Origin of the sequence: Thermocoleostomius sinensis A174 (genome assembly GCF_026802175.1) — a bacterium.
GTDB lineage: Bacteria > Cyanobacteriota > Cyanobacteriia > Elainellales > Elainellaceae > Thermocoleostomius > Thermocoleostomius sinensis.
In genome coordinates this window covers 235,706-254,556 of record NZ_CP113797.1, presented here as the reverse complement: position 1 = coordinate 254,556, position 18,851 = coordinate 235,706, and the positions used below count along the sequence as shown (strand labels likewise).

The following is an 18,851-nucleotide window of genomic DNA, read 5'->3' as shown; positions in this document are numbered from 1 at the left end:
GCCATCTAAATTTCTTCAGTAAAAATCATCAATTCACTCCCGCCTAAGCCTAGGCTTTGCTGTAAAGTTGACAGTATGTATGACAACGACGACCTTACTGTATTAAGCGCCGAAATTGAGCTAGATCCCCTCGATCAGGTGGATGCTGAAGAATCCGTCAAGCCTGATCCAGACGCAATGCTGGCCCTGCTGGAGTCACCTGGCAACCAACAGCGGATGTTAGCTGCCCGTGCCTTTTGCGAGTTAGAGGATCAGCGAGCGATTCCTCACCTGATCCGGTTGCTCAATGATCCATGTCCACTGATTCGCGTCAGTGCAGCCTACGGTTTGGGACGCAATCCTAGCTCTACGGCGGTTGAACCGTTGATTAAGCAGTTGCAGCATGATTGGAATGGTTACGTGCGCAAAGGCATTGTCTGGGCATTGGGCAATTGCCGCGATCGCCGATCATTAGAACCGTTAGTGGATGCACTGAAGACGGATGTGTCTGCCGTGCGGTTGTGGGCAGCCAGTGCACTCGCTCAAATGGCCCATGTGAGTTACGAAGCCATGGTAAAAGCAGTGCCGTGCCTGATTGAAGGGCTACGGCGCGATCCAGTAGCGGCAGTGCGGAGTAATTGTGCTTGGTCGATCGGACAAATTTGTCGAGAGTTGCCGTCAAATATTATCTATGCCACTGCGATCGATGCGTTGATTGAAGCCTTTGCTGAAGATGAAGAAATGGGTGTTCGGGAAGATGCACGATCAGCCATGCTGAAGGTGGGCGATCCGCGTGGGCTACAGGTAATCGAAGAAATTGAGCAAGATGGATTGCTGTTATAGCAAATCCAAAACTCTGTCTCAAGACCCGCTCTGATCAAAGGCTTGGGAAGAAATCAGCCCATTCTGAAGTGCTAAAACCACAGCCTGCGTCCGATCGCGCGCGTCTAATTTTTGCAAAATGGCATGGATATGCACCCGCACGGTTCCCGGCTCGGCGGCTACCAATAACGGATCTGACTTGGAAGGACTAGCCGATAACACGCTGTGGTGGAACCTGAGCGCTAGTTTCTCACCGTTGGCTAAGCACATCTCGCAAACATTAAAAAATCGGCAAGAAAAATGTTGCATAACATCGGGAAGCGATTGGAGCAAGACACACTCGCTCGATTGCCGTAGGAGTTGGAAATTTAGAACGGGAGCTAAATCCAACCGCTACCCCCTACTATCATGCAACATACACTGGAAGGGAATTCATATTATTGCTACCTGAACTTATCATAACCACAAATTCTATAGATAAAAATCACTAGTTCGGATATCTATGATAGACTTAGTTCTATAAATCTCGGCTCCGGCATTGCTTTTATCTTTTATTTCGGTATAGGAGATTCCGTCGTTGATTCACGCTACTTTGCACCAGCTTAAAGTCTTCGAGGCCACTGCCCGGCATGGCAGTTTTACCAGAGCCGCAGAGGAACTATTTTTAACCCAGCCAACGGTTTCGATGCAAGTTAAACAGTTGACGAAAGCGATCGGGCTGCCGCTGTTTGAACAAGTAGGCAAACGGCTTTATCTAACCGATGCTGGACGAGAACTGTTTAGCACCTGTCAAGATATTTTCTATAAGCTAGACCAACTAGAAATGTCAGTGGCCAACTTGAAGGGCATGAAGCAAGGCAAATTGCGGCTTGCTGTCATTACTACCACTAAATACTTCATGCCGCGTTTATTGGGCCCATTTTGCCAGCGCTATCCCGGTATTGATGTGTCGTTAATTGTTACCAACCACGAACAGGTGATTGAGCGCTTGGCTGATAATCAAGACGATCTCTATGTGATGAGCCAGATTCCTGAAAACATTGATGTCAAGGCACATGCGTTCTTGGAAAACCCCTTAGTGGTGGTGGCTCCACAAGATCATCCTTTGGCCAAGGAACGCCACATCTCGTTGAAACGCTTGGTGGAAGAACCGTTTATTATGAGGGAACCAGGTTCGGGCACTCGTCGAGCGTTCCAGAAACTTTTAGACGAAGAAAAACTATCGGTAAAGGTGCGGCTAGAACTGGGGAGTAATGAGGCCATTAAACAAGCGATCGCCGGAGGGTTGGGGCTATCAGTCCTGTCTCGCCACACTCTGCTTACCGATATCAGCGACGTGGTGGTCTTAGACGTAGAAGGGTTTCCGATCGAGCGCCAATGGTACGTTGTCTACCTAGCAGGCAAGCAGCTATCGGTCGTAGCGCAGACGTTTCTGGAATATCTACAAGATGCTGCCACAAAAATGGCCGAGGAGCATGGCATTCGCCAACGGGTCACTGGATAGAAATACTGGATAGAAATTATGTCAGCATGAACAAGCATCAATCGCTCACTCAGTGGTTCTTCCTATTCTGTTTCTGTTCCCCGTCCAACGAGTGGGCCGCCAGCTTTACGGTGTTTCCTCAACCCCCAATCGCTTCAAATAAAGCACTTGACCCGGTGCCACTGCTGATTCTGATCTTGACAGTAGTAACATCCTTCCCACCAAGTACAGCAGAGATACTCTAGGTCAACATGTCTGCTTTTGGCGGGTTGTTCTCCACTGAGTAGATCCACAACTTCGCCTTTGCGATCGGCTAGTTTTGTCGCAAGATCAGTCAGGGTCGCTTGCAGAGAACTAGGAAGGGCAGTGCGATCAATTGCAACCTTATTCACACGTAAATCCTCACCGTTAATATCAGCAAGTTCAACGATTGAAATTGAATATTGAAATCTAGCTAGACTTCGGTTTATCCTTCTACATCAGTCCTACGCTACCAGTGGTGGCTTTTCCTGATACTTTTAGGATAATTTAATTTCAATCGTTTATATTGTTCTTAGTCTATTAAAACAAAAGATGAACGGTGTGAGAATTATTACTTTGGCAGTCAAAAGTACGGTCTTTCAAGCATAGCCCTTCAGTCTTGTTTTGATTGTCCTTGATAAATTTTCAGAAAACTTACAATAATGTAATAAATCAACCGACGTGATTGGGAGAGATCAGTGACTGGATTCCTTAAAGGGTTATTTCGCTCAAAGCCAAAGACCGAGGCTGACGATTCAGAGCCAGCCCCGAAACCACAAGCTCAGAAACCACAGACCCCGTCTAAACCTCAGCGCAGCCGGGCTGAAGCTTACTATCTTAGTGCCGATGATGCCAAAACTTATGGCGACATTGAATTTATGCGATCGGCCAAGGCCATTCGCCGTACTTTTCCGAAAACCAAAGACGGTAAAACCCCGGAACGTATCGAGAAGATTTCATCTTTAGAGAAAGCTGCTGAGCAAGGGTTAATTCCCACAGCCCTCAATACCACCACCACCCAATCGAGTATAGAGGACACCTTAAAAGTGGCAGAACGGCGCAAGGCCGACAGCAGTATGGATATGTTCCGCAACATGGCTCGAGATATCCGCAAATCCAAATAATTGCAGGAGGGTGGGTGTGGTGTAACGCCTCACCCTTCTGGCTCAATCTTGAACAGATTCGCCAAAAATTCAACAACCCGTTGAACCTTCTGAGTTAATCTGGAGTCTGGAGGCGTTCATAAAACGAGGAGTCACTTTTGGAACGGACATTTATTGCAGTGAAACCCGACGGTGTACAGCGGGGAATTGTGGGCGAAATTGTTCGCCGCTTCGAGACCAAGGGCTTTACCTTGGTTGGTTTAAAACTGCTGCAAGTCAGTCGAGAGCTAGCAGAGCAGCATTATGATGTCCATAAAGAGCGACCTTTCTTTCCCAGTTTGGTGGAGTTCATCACATCTGGCCCAGTTGTTGCCATGGTGTGGGAAGGTGAGGGTGTTATTGCCTCTGCCCGCAAGTTAATTGGGGCAACCAATCCATTGAGTGCTGAGCCAGGAACCATTCGCGGAGATTTTGGGGTCAGTATCGGTCGTAACCTAATTCACGGTTCTGATGCCCCAGAAACGGCTCAGCGAGAGATTGGGCTGTGGTTTAAGGACGAAGAACTAGTAAGTTGGCAGCCGACAATCACGCCTTGGCTTTATGAGTAATTGAGTTGGAGCGACGGGTAGCTTATTATTCCTTATTTGTTCCAAGAGCCTAGCAACTCAACTTGCTAGCCGAAAGACAGAGGGTGGACTGTGAGTCCACCTTTTTTGGGGTTTAAGTGCTATTTTTGCCGATCGTTTCCCTACTCCGCAGAAATTTCTTGGGGTTCTCGTGGCTCTGATGTTACATCCACGGGTGAAGCCTCTGCGACCGTCAGCGGAATCGACTCGTCGCTTTTAGATTCGGCGCGTTCCGAAAAGCCCCAGACAAACAACAGGGCGATCAATATCACCATCAACCACTCGGGCGGCACAAAACTATCATGGATCACCCGCAGCAGCAGCCTCAATCCTACTAAGGCTACCGTGACAAAGCCAGCGTCTTCTAGGTGCGTAAATTCATCCAACCAGCGAATGAATAGACCTGCCATAAAACGCAGAGTAATGACGCCAATTAATCCACCGGTAATCACCAGCCAGGTTTCACGGGAAATGGCGATCGCTGTGGTGACACTGTCTAACGAAAATGCCAAATCCGTCAGGGCAATCATCGGAATCGCTTGAAGCAACGACCCAAAGCGAGGCTTATGATGATGGGAACTGGACTCAGAATCAATATCTGCATTAGGCGCAAAATGTTGATACACCAACCACAGCAGATAAACCGCTCCTAGCAACTCAAACTGCCAGTATCGCAGTACCCAAGTGGCGGTCAAAATTAGAAGGACGCGCAAACAAAAGGCAATTACTAACCCAAAATTGAGAGCACGACGCTGAAGTTGAGGCCCTTCCAATCCTTGGGCGATCGCCGCCAAAGCAATGGCATTATCAGCCGACAAAACAGCCTCTAGGGCCACAAGGACGGGCAACAAGATGAGAGTGTCGAGACCAAAATTGGGAGAATAGTCAAGCAGTTGGTCTAGCATTAAACGCGAAGTCCTGAAATTTAAGATAAATCGGTGAGCGCCACCGATCTTCTCAACAACATCATTGAAAGAAACTTAACAAAACATGAGAGGATAGCTCTCTAACCTCAGCTTAACGTCTAAACTGGTCAACATTGCCTCAATAGGCTTGCAAATATTCTTTGTGATTGTAATTTCTGTAGTATTACCTGTGTCGTCTCCAGAGTCATTACCCTAACTAATGAACTCGTTTTCCCTCCCAACTCTCATCACTCAGCTTCAGGCTCGCTATCCAACCGCTAGCCTCACCTCCGAACTGTTGACCATTCATCAAGACAGCTACGTGGTACGTGCCGTTGTACGAGCTGGCTCTATTATTTTGGCCACTGGATTAGCGGCAGCCGTTGATATTGAGCAGGCCGAAGATCGGGCCAAGTATCGGGCCTTATCCGGACTTGGGATAGATCAGAGTTCTGCGCTGGCTTCCCTTGCCTCGGAGGGGAGTTCGGTGATGTCTCCTCCGCCGTTTCAAGGCGCTACGAACCCTATACCTGTTCCGTTGGTTGCTTCAGTGCCATCAACTGCTTCGGCGGCGTCGCCATTGGTTGAAACGCCCAATCGCACCCAGCCAGTTGCACCATCAGCATTTTCCAGCTACCCCCCTAGTAGTCAGCCTGAATCTGTGGCGAACGTACCGCCTCAGCCCACCGCAGAAACAGAGTCTCCTTTGGCGTCCAGTTTTTCGCCTTCAAATTTCGATTACAGTTCCACCGAGTATCAGTCAGACTACGCTGCTATTTCATTTGATCCGGCTCATGAACCAAGCCTTAACTTGCCAATTGAATCTTCGGAGGCATTCGTAACGGCGTCTTCTGAATCAGCTACTCCGATCGTTTCCGCCCTTCCTGAGTTGGAAGCAGAGCCATCTCCAGCAAAAAACCGAGCGGCTGATTCTGAAAAGGCAACACCCGCTAAAAAGACAAAACGAAAGACAGAGCCAAATGAAGCGCCGCTAGTCACAGCAGAAACCGATCGCTCGGAAGAAATTGCCAAAATTGGCTTGGAGATGAAACGATTGGGCTGGACAACCGAGCAAGGACGCAATTATCTCAAGCGCACCTATGGCAAGCGATCGCGACAGGAGTTAGACGACACAGAGCTAATCGACTTTTTACGCTATCTAGAGTTTCAGCCATCGCCGTCCGAATCGCCCTTCTAAAGAGTTTCTATCACAGGACGAACAGCTACAAAAAAGGGCACAGCTACTTAGCCATGTCCCTCACCGATTATCATTAATTGAAGTAATTGAAGTGTTTTAAGATTTTCGACGAATCGCTTGGCTGAGACGTTTGGTTCTCAACTAGTTGGCAGCCGCTGCAATTGGACGGCTACCTACCGACTGGCGATCGATAACTTGATCAATCAGTCCGTACTCCTTAGCTTCGTGGGCTGACATAAAGAAATCACGTTCGGTATCTTGTTCAATCCGTTCTAAGGGCTGCCCAGTATGATTGGCCAAGGCCTGATTTAATTGCTTTTTCAAATACAGAATTTCTCGAGCTTGAATTTCAATATCCGCGGCTTGCCCTTGAGCGCCACCCAATGGTTGGTGGATCATAATGCGGGAATGAGGGAGACTCATCCGCTTACCCTTTGCCCCCGCGCTCAGCAGAAAGGCACCCATACTAGCGGCTAGCCCAACACAAATGGTACAGACATCCGGACGAATGTGGTTCATGGTGTCAAAGATGCCCAACCCTGCCATGACGGAACCACCAGGCGAATTAATGTAGAGATAAATATCTTTTTCGGGATCTTCGGCTTCTAAAAACAGCATCTGAGCCACGATCAGATTAGCCAGATCCGAATCGACGGGCTGTCCCAGAAAAATGATTCGCTCTCGCAGAAGACGAGAGTAAATATCAAACGCCCTTTCACCACGACCAGACTGTTCAATAACGGTAGGAATCATGCGGCCTTCTTGACGAATTTTTTACTATTCTAGCGACTCCTGCCAAAGTCATGGCTGAACTATCTTTCCTCTGGGAGTTGGAATTCAATCAGGATTCAATCCAGTCAAAATCAATCCAAAATCAATCATTGAGTTGATGATAGCGATCGTCTTCTGACTCAGCAGGAAGCTGTGACAAAAAGGCTTGAAGCCTCATGCGATTAATATACGGCCAGCCCCCACCTGTTTCAATATCGCGGAGCAAGGCATATAAGGCCTGTCGATTATCTGGCAAAGACTCCTGAAACAACCCATCTCGAATCTCTTTGTGCAATGCCTCTAACAAACGTAACAAGGCTAAAAGCTCGCGGGTTTGCCGTTGATGCTGTCGTGCAACGGTTTGAACTAAAGACGTAATGGTCTCTAAATTCGCCTCTAGTTGAGCCGATCGAACATCGTCCCCTTCACCACTCATGCTCGTAACACTCCTAATACCCCTACCTGTTCGTCAAACGATATCATTGCTTCCAAGCAGATACCTTCCTTGGCACCGAATCGGTTGTAGCCCGACTTGATGAAACTCTGCAACTGCAATTATTAATTCATCCCAGCTTATGGCAAAGTGGATGCTGCGAAATGTACTATCGGGTGCAATTGCGGATGCAATTGTTTGGCAACTGTAAGCGGAAAATGCAAACCCACAAAATCTATCTTGAACCAGGGAACGAACATGCCTTTCCGCCATTGCAAAGATAAAAGCGCAACAAGGTCTTGTAAAATTCAGTATGGAATCATAGTTAGGCCACTCTAGGCTCATTTCTGGACAAAGCTGGACGGATGTTGGGCTTGGCGATCGTTTGCCCTCCCTTTCATAAGTAGACAAACACTGAGCAGTCCTGTCTAAGCGATTGGATTGATCAATTTTAAAATCACACTGGTAGGGTTTTCACATTCAATATTAGAGGTTGACCATGAGGTATCGCGCTTTAGTTGCTGCATTCCTAGCCATATGTCTAGGTTTGATTACAGCTTGCAGCGAGAGTCCAACCGACTCAACCGCTGCATTAACCTACGATCAAATTCGAGGCACAGGCCTCGCTAATACCTGTCCCAAAATTGAAGAAGTTCGTCGCGGCTCTCTGCCCCTCGACCCAAACGAGTCTTATGTGATCACTGGTCTTTGTTTAGAGCCAACGAACTTCTTTGTGAAAGAGGAAACAACGGGTAAGCGGCAAGAAGCCCGATTTATTGCGGGCAAACCGCTGACTCGTTACACCTCCACCCTCGATCAGGTTAGTGGAGATCTCAAAGTTGGTGGAGACGGTAGCCTCACCTTTGTTGAGAAAGATGGATTTGATTTCCAAGCCATTACCGTGAAATTGCCGGGTGGCGAAATGTATCCCTTCCTGTTCACCATCAAAGATTTGGTGGCAAAGTCGCAGCCAGGGTTAAAGGCAATTACAACCTCGACCGACTTTGTGGGCGAGTTTAAAGTACCTTCCTATCGCACTTCCAATTTCCTTGATCCGAAAGGACGTGGTTTAACCACAGGATATGACAATGCGATCGCCCTGCCGTCACGAGCTGACTCTGAAGAACTCGTGAAAGAAAACACCAAAGCGTTTGTGACAGGACGTGGCGAAATTTCTTTACAAGTCGCTCAGGTGAATGGAGCAACTGGGGAAATTGCTGGAACCTTTGAAAGTATCCAACCATCGGATACAGATATGGGTGGAAAAGAACCCGTCGATGTGAAAATTCAAGGAATTTTCTACGGTCGTGTGGAACCCGCTGCCTAGTGGCACTGTCCATCAGTATCAATCCGGTTAGCAACAACACCTAAACTAACTTTTAAGGCGTTAACAAAGAGGGGACTCCCCCTCTTTTTTTGTTGAGCAGGACATCCCCATTCCAATCTCTGGCTGAGAATCTGCTCAGAACCATCTGCACAGAGAGGTGCCCAGTCGTCAGGCTCGATCGTCTCCGTATAATTCGTGAGTCTAGATACAGTTGGTCATAATCCCTATAACCCTTGCGATGCAGACATTTGCTTAATCTTTTGCTCTGCAAATGGGGGTTATAGCGGGCAGCGCCAGAGACGCAAAACCGAGGTTCAGTAAAAACTCAGTTGTTGCAAGTTTGTGCAACCGAATACGTTTAATCAGAAAACTTAAGAATCTATTAAGCGCCCCATATACCTGAACCTTGTCATGCTTATCTCAATTACCAGCGAACTCAAAAGCGAAACGTTAGAACTATTGCGAGAGTATTACAAACATCCTTCTGCGTCTCTGCGTAATCGTCTTGTGCAACTGAACTATGGCTTAGTTAGGAAAGAAGCTCATCACTGGGTCAATCAATGTACGGAAAGCTATGAAGATTTACTGCAAGTTGGCAGCATGGGATTGATTCGGGCGATCGAGCGCTTTGATGTTTCCAAAGGACATGCGTTCAGTTCCTTCGCCATTCCCTACATTCGCGGCGAAATTCAGCACTATCTGCGGGACAAAGGCTCGCCTGTTCGGATTCCACGTCGCTGGCAAGCCCTGCAACACCAAGCGGCCAACATCACCCGCGAACTACAGGTTAAACTGAACCGCCAACCCACCGATGCAGAAGTAGCAGCCGTACTACAGATTTCATTCAATGAATGGCAAGAAATTAAGCTGGCTTACCGAAACCGTGCACCGCTGAGCTTAGATGCACCTATCCGTGACGAAGACGAAGGTTCCACCTCGCTTGGTGATCTTGTACCGGATGCCCAATACCACAGCTTTCAACTGGCCCAAGAAGACCAAATTCGCTTACAGCAAGCCTTGGTGCAACTCGAAAAGCGCACTCGTGAAGTACTGGAGTTTGTTTTTCTATATGATCTGACCCAAAAAGAGACCGCCGAGCGCTTGGGCATTAGTGCTGTAACCGTTTCTCGTCGAGTTAAACGTGGCTTGAAACTGTTGAAAAAAATGATGGTGACGGCTGCTTAGCAGAGATTTGCCGTTCATGTTTGTCGCTTCATGCCTGTCCCCCTGTAACTGAGTGAGATTTAATTCGTTACCTTGTTCGTGACCGCCCTCAACCTAGAGTTCACGGTTTTGCCCCACAGTTCTGTAACCGTTGTTCTCGATCTGAACCAGGATTATCCCACATACCCATCAGTGTTTGGTTTGGCTCCATTCCCGTCGGAGTTGCCCTCATCCCCCACCCTTTTCCCGGCGGGAGCAGAGAGCCGGATCACTTGTTTCCTCTCCTAACAGGTGAGGGCTAGGGTGAGAGGGACAGTCAGGTTTAATCGCCATTTAGCCATACCTAATGTTGTAATTACCGAGATGGACGATATAAGCCCTGGTGCTTCATCCCGGTAGTTCTTTCACCTGAGTTCGATCGAGGTTGGTTCAATGGGTTTTGGCAAAAGAGCGCTGAAGCAAATACACAGTTTTACCGATTGCCCCTCAAGAATCGATCGCAGCCCACTAATTCCCAGTACACTCAGAGGTTGCACTTGATTCTTCTGAAGTTTTGATCCATGTCTGAAGCGTTTGTCACGGTGAGGGTTCCTGCCACAACCGCCAATTTGGGACCAGGATTTGACTGCATTGGGGCCGCCCTAACGCTATATAACCAATTTCAGTTTGCCCAACTGTCTGCTGCCGACGTATCGCCTGTAATTGAGGTGAGAGGGGCGGAAGCAGAGCGCGTCAAAGCTGATGCCAGCAATTTGGCCTATCAAGCATTTGTTCGGCTATTTCAACAGTTACAGCAAACTCCGCCTCCAGTACACATTGTGATTGAGCTAGGGTTTCCGTTAGCGCGAGGGTTGGGGAGTTCGGCTACGGCGATCGTGGGAGGATTGGTAGGCGCAAATATCCTGGCTGGCTCGCCCTTTGCTCTGGCAGAGGTGGTAAAGTTGGCGATCGAACTCGAAGGACATCCTGATAATGTTGTACCGGCGCTGCTGGGTGGCTGTCAATTGGCAGCATCGAATGCTGATGGTAGTTGGACAATCTGTGATGTACCGTGGCATGGCAGTATCGTCGCGATCGTGGCAATGCCCGATTTTGAACTTTCAACCGCCGAAGCCCGACGAGTTCTACCAACGAACTATGCCCGTGCCGATGCCATTTTTAACGTGGCCCACTTGGGATTATTGCTGCGGGGCTTAGCCACCGGAGACGCTAGCTGGTTGCGGGCTGCTCTGCACGATCGAATTCATCAGCCCTATCGCCAACGGTTGATTGGAGGATATGCTGCTGTTGAGTCTGCGGCTCATGCCGCCGGAGCCTATGGACTAGTGATTAGTGGAGCCGGTCCCACGCTGTTAGCCTTGACCGATCAACCCCATGCCTCCGCGGTGACAACAGCAATGGCAAGGGCCTGGACGGCAGAAGGAGTCAAAGTTGAGGTAAAAGCGCTGCAACTTGATCTCCAGGGGGCCGTATCGCAGCCATCCGATTAAGAAACCAAACTAAACTTAGCCGCAACCAAAGGAGGCTTGCCATCATGCAGCAAACAGCGACACGCCAATCATTTAACGTTGCCACTCAGCAAAAAACTGAAATTATCAATATTACATCGCAAGTGCAGCAGGCGATCGCCACAACTGGAATTACCGAAGGAGCTTGTACCATCTATGTCCCTCATACAACCGCTGCCATTTTAATTCAAGAAAACGCTGATCCAAATGTGCATGTGGATTTGTTGAATGCTCTCGATCGCTTGGTTCCGAAAGATTTGCCCTATCTACATCAGACGACTAACAAAAATGCGCCCTCTCACATCAAAGCCGCTCTGATTGGTCCATCCAAGACGGTATTCATTGGGAGCGGAAACCTACTGCTAGGAACCTATCAGTTCATCTACCTTTGCGAATTTGATGGGTCACGCGATCGAACCGTTTGGTTACGAATTGTATCTGACCTCGCTGTTTAAAGTTGACAACTTCCCGGAAAACGGTAACAATAGATACAGAAATTCAATCGTTCATCCCCTTCTAGGCTTTTAATTGGTATTGAAACCTAAAGGGGACGGAAGTAGGGAGAATTTCCCGAAGGAACGCGCCTCATAACCATATTTTTGTTGAGAATCACGAGGCGAACCGATGGAACTACATTACCGTGGTGCAATCTACCATCATGACGAGACACCGATCGAAATGACCGAGAATGGCGTTGTGGGACATTATCGAGGGGCAGCGGTCAGGCTGCGTCGGCCCAAGCGTCCGGTCAGCCAACCTATCCCTGCCTCCTTAACCTATCGGGGTGCTCCGGTTCATCGTTTGGACGTCCAGTAACTAAACAGTTCACAGTGTTTTTTGGGTTCGTGAGGCGTTGATCTCGCGCCTCTCCCTGAATGCAGTAGGCTAAAAGCACTCTTACATAGAGTGCTTTTTCATTGCGATTATGTATGACTAGTCAAATCATGTTTGTCCTTAAGGTGCTGTCCCTGTCGGCAGGGCTAGCAGTTGCCATTCGCTATCTTGCTCCATGGCTCAATATTCCGGCTACTCCTATGACTGCCTTGGTGATGGTGCTGCTGCCACTACTACTAGTGGCGATTGGGCTAGGTTGGCGGAGTCGTCGAACCTTGGTATAACTTCCCTGCGTTCTCTAACTTTCCATCTATGGCCGATCGTCTGATCGATTTAACTCTGGATTCTCTAATCCGGGTCGTGCGATTGGCATCACGGTTGATCGCCCCAATTGACGGAGCCACATCCAACCTGCAACGGCGATTATGAGTGATACCCAACCCATCAACGGTTGTAACAACAAAAATCCACCCACTGCAAACATGGCACCAAACAGTAATAGGGCTGCTGCGATCGTGCGTTTGATATCTTGTCCTAAATCCTGAGCTGGCAGTAAGCGGGTGCGGGCTTGTTGTCGCGACCAACCAGGGCCACCCGGACGAATTTTGCAGTAAAAGGCATCCAGCGTAGCATCCGATTCAGGTGGAGTTAGATACATAACTGTAATCCAAATTACAGCCGTCAGCAGCGAAGTCACAATCAGTCGCCAACCAAAATCCTCGATCGTCAACACCGGAACTACACTGGTAACAAGACCAATCACAAAGCCAGCGAGCATCGCGGCCAGTTCTGCGGCAGCATTGATGCGCCACCAAAACCATCGTAAGATCAGTACTAGACCTGGACCAGTTCCGATGGCGATCACTAATCGAAACACGGTTGCTACATCATCCGAGAAGAAGGCGGCTAATGCACCTAAAATTGTAACCAGAACCGATGTTATCCGTCCAACAGCAACTAATTCAGATTGATTGGCATCTGGTTTAATGAATCGCCCATAGAGGTCATTAGTGAGATAAGATGCACCCCAATTGATGAGCGTTGAGACCGTACTCATGAATGCTGCTAGGAGCGAAGCCACCACCAATCCTAATAACACAGGCGGCAAAAAGTCGAGCATTAGCCGAGGATAGCCCAATTCTCGATCGGCTAAGTCTGGATACAACGCGATCGCTGCCAAGGCAACGGCAATCCACGGCCAGGTGCGAACCATATAATGCAGAATATTAAAAAACCAGGCGGCTTTTTCGGCCTCGGCCTCATTTTTAGCAGCCGCCAACCGTTGCACAAACTCGCCACCGCCATCACTGCGACGAAACGACCACCACTGCACTACTGCATAGGCGGCAAAGGTACTGGCTGTAATTCCCGCTGTGTCGCTCCAAGTTAACCAACCATTCGCTCCACCAATCGTCACCGGAACGAACGATAATACATCGATACTGGTAGCTTGCTGAGCTTGATCAATGAGCGGTCGCATTCCGCCTGCCTGCCCGATCGCTGCCGCTGCTACGACAAATGCACCCAACAGTGCCAGGAAAAACTGAAAGAAATCCGTAACGACCACACCCCATAGTCCAGAAAAGCCAGAATAGATTAGCACCAGTATGCTGACACCAATCACGCTCCACAGCTTCAAAGTATCGCCTGGTGTGATGCCCAAACTTTGCCAAAGCTCCAGTGCATCAATCACCTTGACCATCGCCAACATGGCATAGCCGATGCCGATACAGTTAATGGGTACAGCAAACAAAAATGCTTTGGTTCCCCGCAGAATTGCCGCCATGCGACCGCCATATCGCATCTCCGTCAACTCCGCATCTGTGACAATTTCCGATCGCCGCCACAGCCGCGCAAACACATAAATCAAAATTAAGTGAGCAATCCCAAAACTCCACCATTCCCAGTTGCCAGCAATGCCGCGATTTCCCACCACACCTGCCACATATAACGGTGTGTCGATCGAAAAGGTTGTGGCCGCCATACTGGTTCCTGCCAACCACCAGGGCAGGGATCGTCCCGACACAAAAAAATCAACTAAGCTTCCAGAGGCTTTGCGGGTTAGGTATAGCCCCAATGCCATAGTCAGCACCAGGTACAGCAAAACTATCAGCCAATCGATCGGTTGCATAATGGCCCAATTCCGTCTTGTTGCATTGAGTCATGATCCCACACTCTGGTTCCTTTATATCGAGCCACTCTTTCATCAACCTCTATGGTTCACAAACCCACTTCCATAGGGGATGGCTTCGGCCTTGACGGCGAATTCTTAGCACTTGCGCTTCTAAATAATTGCGGTGTTCCGGTGGCAGCCCCCACAGAATTGCCCGGCTTTGCCACAGCAACACAGAGACTGTAACAGCAACACAAAAAATCAACCCCAATGCCGGAATGCGGTTATAAAGGATGGTGTAGCGAACGGCTGTCCAAGTGAAATAGTCTAGCCACAGGGCAATCTCCGATCGCAAGGCCCACAAACATAAGGGTGCAACACAAAGCCACAGCAACGCGACAAGCATCCAGCGACTATAAACCGTTAGACGGTGCAGTCGTTGAACTTGCTGCTGAAAAACTGGGTCTTTCGGAACTTTGTTGTCCTGCCCAGATTCAAATTGCTCATCCGATGAATCTTGAAAGTTTTTCATGCCCGTTCATTCAACAAAACACGAAACTGCCAGGACTGGGTTGCGTTACGGTGACTTCGTGGTTCTAATTTCCTTCGCAACAGATCCTCTGCATCACCATACACCCAAGTGTTCCCCGCACTATCGCCCAAATGGTTAGTTTCAACTTAACCAATTTAATGAATTTCTGTCCCATCCGTTACAACCGTTATCACTGCAATTGGGTTAGCGGATGGCAACAGATAAATGTGGGCGTCCAATCCAACACTGTTAAGCTCTATAACGGATAGACCGCGAACTCAAGAGTCAGCCCTAACAGTGCGATCGTTCCCCCTGTATTAAAATGCGACAAAAAACTTTACTGAAATCAATGCAAAATCACAGCACTAATTTAATACGATTGTACTATCTATATTAGGGGCTGTATGAGCGTTGAACAAACCGACCAGCTAATCCGCTTGATTCTTAATTCCACGCTTTTGATGACTGCCTGTACCATTCTGCTGAGCGCTGTGCTAATGCGTCATAGTTCAATGCTTCATCGCCTGCAAGGAGTACAGCGAAACTATTTAGAATTATTGAGAGCCGCCGATCTCAGCCGTCACGATCGGCTCATACCGCTAAAAGTCCAACTGCGTCACTTGCGACAGCACTATCAGATTGCCCATGTCAGCGTTCTTATGGCCCAAAGCGCCTTATTGCTTTGCATTGGCAGCACTTTAGTCATTGCCTGTCGAACGCTGATTCAATCAAATTGGTTGATTCAAGGCGCACTGATTCTATTTGTCGCAGGAACCACCTTCTTGCTGGTCAGCGTAGCCGCCATGCTATTTGATTTTCGGACAACCAATCATTCGTTATGGGAAGAAATCAACTGGACATTAAGTTTAGGCTCGAGTTTAGGCTCAAGTTTAAGCTCAACCGATTCGAGTCCCAAAGGCTCCACTCTACATCGATCGACTGACCATCGATCGAGACTGCGCTCAACCTCGTACTAAGCCGGGGGACTATGGGGTAGAAAGCAGAGATCGGGGAGTGGGGTGAGAGCCCAAAAATGTGCAAAGGTAGCCTTCATCTAGCTTTCTTAGTAAGCGAATCGACGCTTAGATACCTCTCCTCTCCGTACCGATTACCCATCATCCATTACCACCATTACGGTAGCCGCCCCGCTTGAGTACTAAACAAAATTTGTCCGTTTTGAACCGCCGCCAGTTCAATCTGTAATCCGGCTGTGTAAGCATCTGCCGCCGCGATCGCCTGAATTTCCACAGGTTGGTTGTGTTGCTTCACGCGATTAATGAACTCCAGCGCCGTCTCCCGCCGATTATCTGAAATTTGGATCGTGTCTGGAAGAATTCCTGCCTGCCGGGCCCGAAATTGTGCTGCTGCAATTAGCAACAAAATTCGCTCTGCCAGTTCTTGATCGGTCATTGTGGAAGGGTTCACCGCCGTTGATGCCACCACATCGCCCTGTCGGAAAATCAGTTGGTTGACAGCCGTTGTAATGTCAACACCAATGCACGCTCTTCCTGCCAGTACACACGGTTCACCCACCACATAGTTACCAGCCGACTGCACCCGAATGACATGGTCTTGACCATCTGCAATTTGCTGTACCGCTTGTTCAACGGCCGTCGTTGTCACTTGAATCACCTGTTCTTCTAGATCACTTGCACCAGGCAAAACTCGTTGTAACACGAGCCGATTGGCTTGGTTCAGCAACTGTTCGATCGCCTGTGGAGCAGCATCGGGAGTAATAATCCGCACAACCCCTGTCGCAAGGGGTTGTCCACGCAGCAAGGCTACATTCCCCTGTCGGAGTGCTTGAAATTCTCGTTCTAAGGTTTGTACCTGTTGGGTGAGATAAACGTATTGATTTTCTAGAAGTTGCAGTTGTTCTTCCCGCTCGGTAATGGCGCGATCGCGCTGAGCAATTTCCTGATCACGTTGGGCAATTTGAGAGCGCACCTCATCCCGTTGACGAATTAGTTCTTGACGATCGGCTTGAAGCTGTTGAATTTCCGATCGGAGGGTAATGGCTTGTCCAGAAACGGCGGCTAACAAAGACTGTGCCTGCTGAAAGCGTCCCTGAATTTGCTGTAATTGTTCCTGAGTACTGTTCAATGCCGATTCAGTTTGAGCTTGCCGCTCCAGCGACGCCTGCAAGGATTTGTTGATTTCCTCGAGGCGGCGTTGTGCCGCAATTTGCTCTTGCCGCGAACTGGCTAACTCGTCCTCAATATCTTCTTTTTCAGTGGTAATTTCTTCTAGCTCTTGCCGAGCATCGGACAAATCCCGTTGAATTTCGCGCAGTTCAAATACGCCCGTTCGCAGTTGGTCACTGACGGTAAACAAGATGGCAAAGGTTGACGCTGAAATGATGCTACCCGTCAAGATAGTAATTAACGTGGCAGTTTGGCGGGGCCGCAGGTTAAACAAACTCAGTCGAGCCTTTCCTACCTTGGTGCCCAAACGATCGCCAACGGTGGCAATGACCCCCCCCAACACCAAAATCGCTGCAATTAAGACCAACCCGGTGGTCATCGTCTATTCTAGAAAGTCCAAATCCAGCCTACTATTAGCCGCTGGTTTTTGCTATTCACCCTTTAACCATTCACGATCGGCAATCTTTGGTGCTTGGTTCCTTTTCCATACAATTGCTCAATGAAACAATCCTATGAAATTGCTCTGCCTCAGTAACGGACATGGCGAAGACACAATTGCACTGCGCATCCTGCAAGCGTTGCAACAGCGCCCAAGTTGCCCAGACATAGCGGCTCTTCCCATTGTAGGCGAAGGGCACGTCTATACAGCACACGATATTCCGATCGCCGGATCAGTCAGAGCGATGCCTTCGGGTGGTTTCGTGTACATGGACGGGCGACAATTACTACGAGATTTGCAGGGCGGATTGCTGCGGCTAACTCAAACTCAGCTTCAAACTGTGCGCGCTTGGGCGAAAGCTGGAGCGTTTATATTAGCAGTTGGGGATATTGTGCCACTGTTGTTTGCTTGGAGCAGCGGAGCTTCTTATGCGTTCGTGGGTACAGCTAAGTCAGAATACTATTTACGCGATGAAAAGGGACTGTTGCCGCGTCGGTCTTGGTTTGAACGTCTGGAAAGTTGGTCTGGCTCTGTGTATTTACCCTGGGAGCGATGGTTGATGCAGCATCCCCGCTGTCGGGCTGTATTTCCCCGCGATCGGCTCACTGCCTTGATCCTAAAGCGCTGGGCTATTCCGACGTTTGATGTAGGGAATCCGATGATGGATGGCTTAGATCCGGTTGGACTTGACTTTGGGTTGAATGTTGATACTAGTGCTGAGACTCGTATAGATTCCCGATCGCTCACCTTTGTGCTGCTGCCGGGGTCTAGATCACCCGAAGCATATGAAAACTGGCAATTAATTCTACAAGCAGTGGCTACTCTGGTTCCGGTATTTCAATGGCAAAAGCTTGTGTTTTTGGCGGCCCTTGCCCCTAGCTTGGATCTGGCTCAATTTCAGCAGGCGGCCACGGCATTCGGCTGGCGATCGAGTGGGGCTTCTAGTTCACATCCCTACCAGACCTTGAGCCAACTTCATGCGCGGCTACTGCTTGTGCCATCGGGGTTTAACGATTGTCTGCACCAAGCGGACTTTGCCATTGCGATGGCAGGAACGGCCACAGAACAGTTTGTGGGATTGGGGAAACCAGCGTTTATCCTGTCAGGTAGAGGGCCACAGTTTACGCCTGCCTTTGCCGAAGCCCAAACTCGTTTGTTGGGGACGTCTGTCACTCTAGTTAACTCACCTGCCGAAATCGTGCCAGCGGTTCAAACGCTACTGCAAACTCCCGATCGCTTGCAACTAATTGCCGCCAATGGACGTAATCGAATGGGAACATCCGGAGCCGCCGATCGGATTGCTGATTCCTTGATAACTCTTTTGAATACCGGTAATTCATGTATAAAGAAAAACATAAACTGAGAATGACTTAGGTAAAATCCGAAACATTTGTGATTAAGGGAATAAAATGAATAACTTGAATCGTAGCTGACTGTTGACGAATTATT

General features: G+C 48.8%; 20 protein-coding genes, 2 pseudogenes and 1 riboswitch. Of the genes and pseudogenes, 14 read left to right on the top strand and 8 right to left on the bottom strand.

Translation table 11 applies throughout. The features are described from left to right. Positions 1-75: 75 nt before the first annotated feature. A complete protein-coding gene (locus tag OXH18_RS01075) occupies positions 76-822 on the top strand; it encodes a HEAT repeat domain-containing protein (RefSeq protein ID WP_268610577.1) in 747 nt (248 codons plus the stop codon). Between the two features lie 18 nt (positions 823-840). Here OXH18_RS01075 and OXH18_RS25235 read toward each other — a convergent pair. Further along, positions 841-972, bottom strand: a pseudogene (locus OXH18_RS25235) (LuxR C-terminal-related transcriptional regulator); the annotation flags it as partial. Between the two features lies 1 nt (position 973). Here OXH18_RS25235 and OXH18_RS25230 point away from each other — a divergent pair. Together OXH18_RS25230 and OXH18_RS01060 are read left to right on the top strand one after the other, a co-directional pair. Continuing rightward, positions 974-1,063, top strand: a pseudogene (locus OXH18_RS25230) (potassium-transporting ATPase subunit KdpA); the annotation flags it as partial. 315 nt (positions 1,064-1,378) lie between these two features. Further along, the gene (locus OXH18_RS01060) at positions 1,379-2,305 is read left to right on the top strand and encodes a LysR family transcriptional regulator (protein ID WP_268610573.1); all 927 of its coding nucleotides are present in this window, start codon (positions 1,379-1,381) and stop codon (positions 2,303-2,305) included. Positions 2,306-2,439: 134 nt separating this feature from the next. Here the strand turns inward: OXH18_RS01060 and OXH18_RS01055 are convergent, their stop codons facing one another. Beyond that, positions 2,440-2,676, bottom strand: coding sequence for a hypothetical protein (locus OXH18_RS01055; RefSeq protein WP_268610571.1), 237 nt, complete (start codon positions 2,674-2,676; stop codon positions 2,440-2,442). 327 nt (positions 2,677-3,003) lie between these two features. Between OXH18_RS01055 and OXH18_RS01050 the strand changes: the two genes are divergently transcribed. Both OXH18_RS01050 and ndk read left to right on the top strand, forming a co-directional pair. Then, positions 3,004-3,429: a hypothetical protein gene (locus tag OXH18_RS01050; RefSeq protein WP_268610569.1), complete on the top strand. Its 426-nt coding sequence runs from the start codon at positions 3,004-3,006 to the stop codon at positions 3,427-3,429. 137 nt (positions 3,430-3,566) lie between these two features. Then, on the top strand, positions 3,567-4,016 hold the full coding sequence (ndk, locus tag OXH18_RS01045; RefSeq protein ID WP_268610567.1) for a nucleoside-diphosphate kinase: 450 nt from the start codon (positions 3,567-3,569) through the stop codon (positions 4,014-4,016). Between the two features lie 140 nt (positions 4,017-4,156). On the opposite strand, the gene OXH18_RS01040 is transcribed toward ndk, so the two are convergent. Then, positions 4,157-4,939, bottom strand: coding sequence for a TerC family protein (locus tag OXH18_RS01040; RefSeq protein WP_268610566.1), 783 nt, complete (start codon positions 4,937-4,939; stop codon positions 4,157-4,159). 220 nt (positions 4,940-5,159) lie between these two features. On the opposite strand from OXH18_RS01040, the gene OXH18_RS01035 reads away from it, so the two are divergent. Further along, positions 5,160-6,137 (top strand): hypothetical protein, encoded by a 978-nt coding sequence (locus tag OXH18_RS01035; RefSeq protein ID WP_268610564.1) that lies wholly within the window; start codon positions 5,160-5,162, stop codon positions 6,135-6,137. A 141-nt stretch (positions 6,138-6,278) separates the two neighbouring features. On the opposite strand, the gene clpP is transcribed toward OXH18_RS01035, so the two are convergent. After that, positions 6,279-6,890 (bottom strand): ATP-dependent Clp endopeptidase proteolytic subunit ClpP, encoded by a 612-nt coding sequence (gene clpP, locus OXH18_RS01030; RefSeq protein WP_268610563.1) that lies wholly within the window; start codon positions 6,888-6,890, stop codon positions 6,279-6,281. 121 nt (positions 6,891-7,011) lie between these two features. After that, positions 7,012-7,344 carry a hypothetical protein gene (locus tag OXH18_RS01025; RefSeq protein ID WP_268610562.1) on the bottom strand — a complete coding sequence of 111 codons (333 nt, stop codon included), beginning with the start codon at positions 7,342-7,344 and terminating at the stop codon, positions 7,012-7,014. A 496-nt stretch (positions 7,345-7,840) separates the two neighbouring features. Here OXH18_RS01025 and psbO point away from each other — a divergent pair, with 496 nt between their 5' ends. From psbO to OXH18_RS00995, 6 genes are all read left to right on the top strand, one after another. Continuing rightward, on the top strand, positions 7,841-8,668 hold the full coding sequence (psbO, locus tag OXH18_RS01020) for a photosystem II manganese-stabilizing polypeptide (protein WP_268610561.1): 828 nt from the start codon (positions 7,841-7,843) through the stop codon (positions 8,666-8,668). Between the two features lie 411 nt (positions 8,669-9,079). Further along, entirely contained in the window at positions 9,080-9,853 is a 774-nt protein-coding gene (locus tag OXH18_RS01015; RefSeq protein WP_268610560.1) for an RNA polymerase sigma factor SigF, read from the top strand. Positions 9,854-10,392: 539 nt separating this feature from the next. Further along, complete coding sequence (gene thrB / locus OXH18_RS01010) at positions 10,393-11,322, top strand: homoserine kinase (RefSeq protein WP_268610559.1); 930 nt, start codon at positions 10,393-10,395, stop codon at positions 11,320-11,322. A 44-nt stretch (positions 11,323-11,366) separates the two neighbouring features. Continuing rightward, a complete protein-coding gene (locus OXH18_RS01005) occupies positions 11,367-11,795 on the top strand; it encodes a secondary thiamine-phosphate synthase enzyme YjbQ (RefSeq protein ID WP_268610558.1) in 429 nt (142 codons plus the stop codon). 46 nt (positions 11,796-11,841) lie between these two features. Further along, positions 11,842-11,925, top strand: a riboswitch (Glutamine riboswitch). A 39-nt stretch (positions 11,926-11,964) separates the two neighbouring features. After that, positions 11,965-12,156: a DUF4278 domain-containing protein gene (locus OXH18_RS01000; RefSeq protein ID WP_268610557.1), complete on the top strand. Its 192-nt coding sequence runs from the start codon at positions 11,965-11,967 to the stop codon at positions 12,154-12,156. Between the two features lie 113 nt (positions 12,157-12,269). Beyond that, positions 12,270-12,458 carry a hypothetical protein gene (locus tag OXH18_RS00995; protein ID WP_268610556.1) on the top strand — a complete coding sequence of 63 codons (189 nt, stop codon included), beginning with the start codon at positions 12,270-12,272 and terminating at the stop codon, positions 12,456-12,458. A 26-nt stretch (positions 12,459-12,484) separates the two neighbouring features. On the opposite strand, the gene OXH18_RS00990 is transcribed toward OXH18_RS00995, so the two are convergent. Both OXH18_RS00990 and OXH18_RS00985 read right to left on the bottom strand, forming a co-directional pair. Next, positions 12,485-14,305: a sodium:solute symporter family protein gene (locus OXH18_RS00990; RefSeq protein ID WP_268610555.1), complete on the bottom strand. Its 1,821-nt coding sequence runs from the start codon at positions 14,303-14,305 to the stop codon at positions 12,485-12,487. An 82-nt stretch (positions 14,306-14,387) separates the two neighbouring features. Next, positions 14,388-14,819 carry a hypothetical protein gene (locus OXH18_RS00985; RefSeq protein WP_268610554.1) on the bottom strand — a complete coding sequence of 144 codons (432 nt, stop codon included), beginning with the start codon at positions 14,817-14,819 and terminating at the stop codon, positions 14,388-14,390. Positions 14,820-15,223: 404 nt separating this feature from the next. On the opposite strand from OXH18_RS00985, the gene OXH18_RS00980 reads away from it, so the two are divergent. Further along, on the top strand, positions 15,224-15,796 hold the full coding sequence (locus OXH18_RS00980) for a DUF2721 domain-containing protein (protein WP_268610553.1): 573 nt from the start codon (positions 15,224-15,226) through the stop codon (positions 15,794-15,796). Between the two features lie 154 nt (positions 15,797-15,950). Here the strand turns inward: OXH18_RS00980 and OXH18_RS00975 are convergent, their stop codons facing one another. Continuing rightward, positions 15,951-17,342, bottom strand: a complete 1,392-nt coding sequence (locus OXH18_RS00975; RefSeq protein WP_268610551.1) for a DUF3084 domain-containing protein — start codon at positions 17,340-17,342, stop codon at positions 15,951-15,953. A 133-nt stretch (positions 17,343-17,475) separates the two neighbouring features. Between OXH18_RS00975 and OXH18_RS00970 the strand changes: the two genes are divergently transcribed. Further along, positions 17,476-18,765 (top strand): lipid-A-disaccharide synthase-related protein, encoded by a 1,290-nt coding sequence (locus tag OXH18_RS00970; protein WP_268610550.1) that lies wholly within the window; start codon positions 17,476-17,478, stop codon positions 18,763-18,765. Positions 18,766-18,851 lie beyond the last annotated feature (86 nt).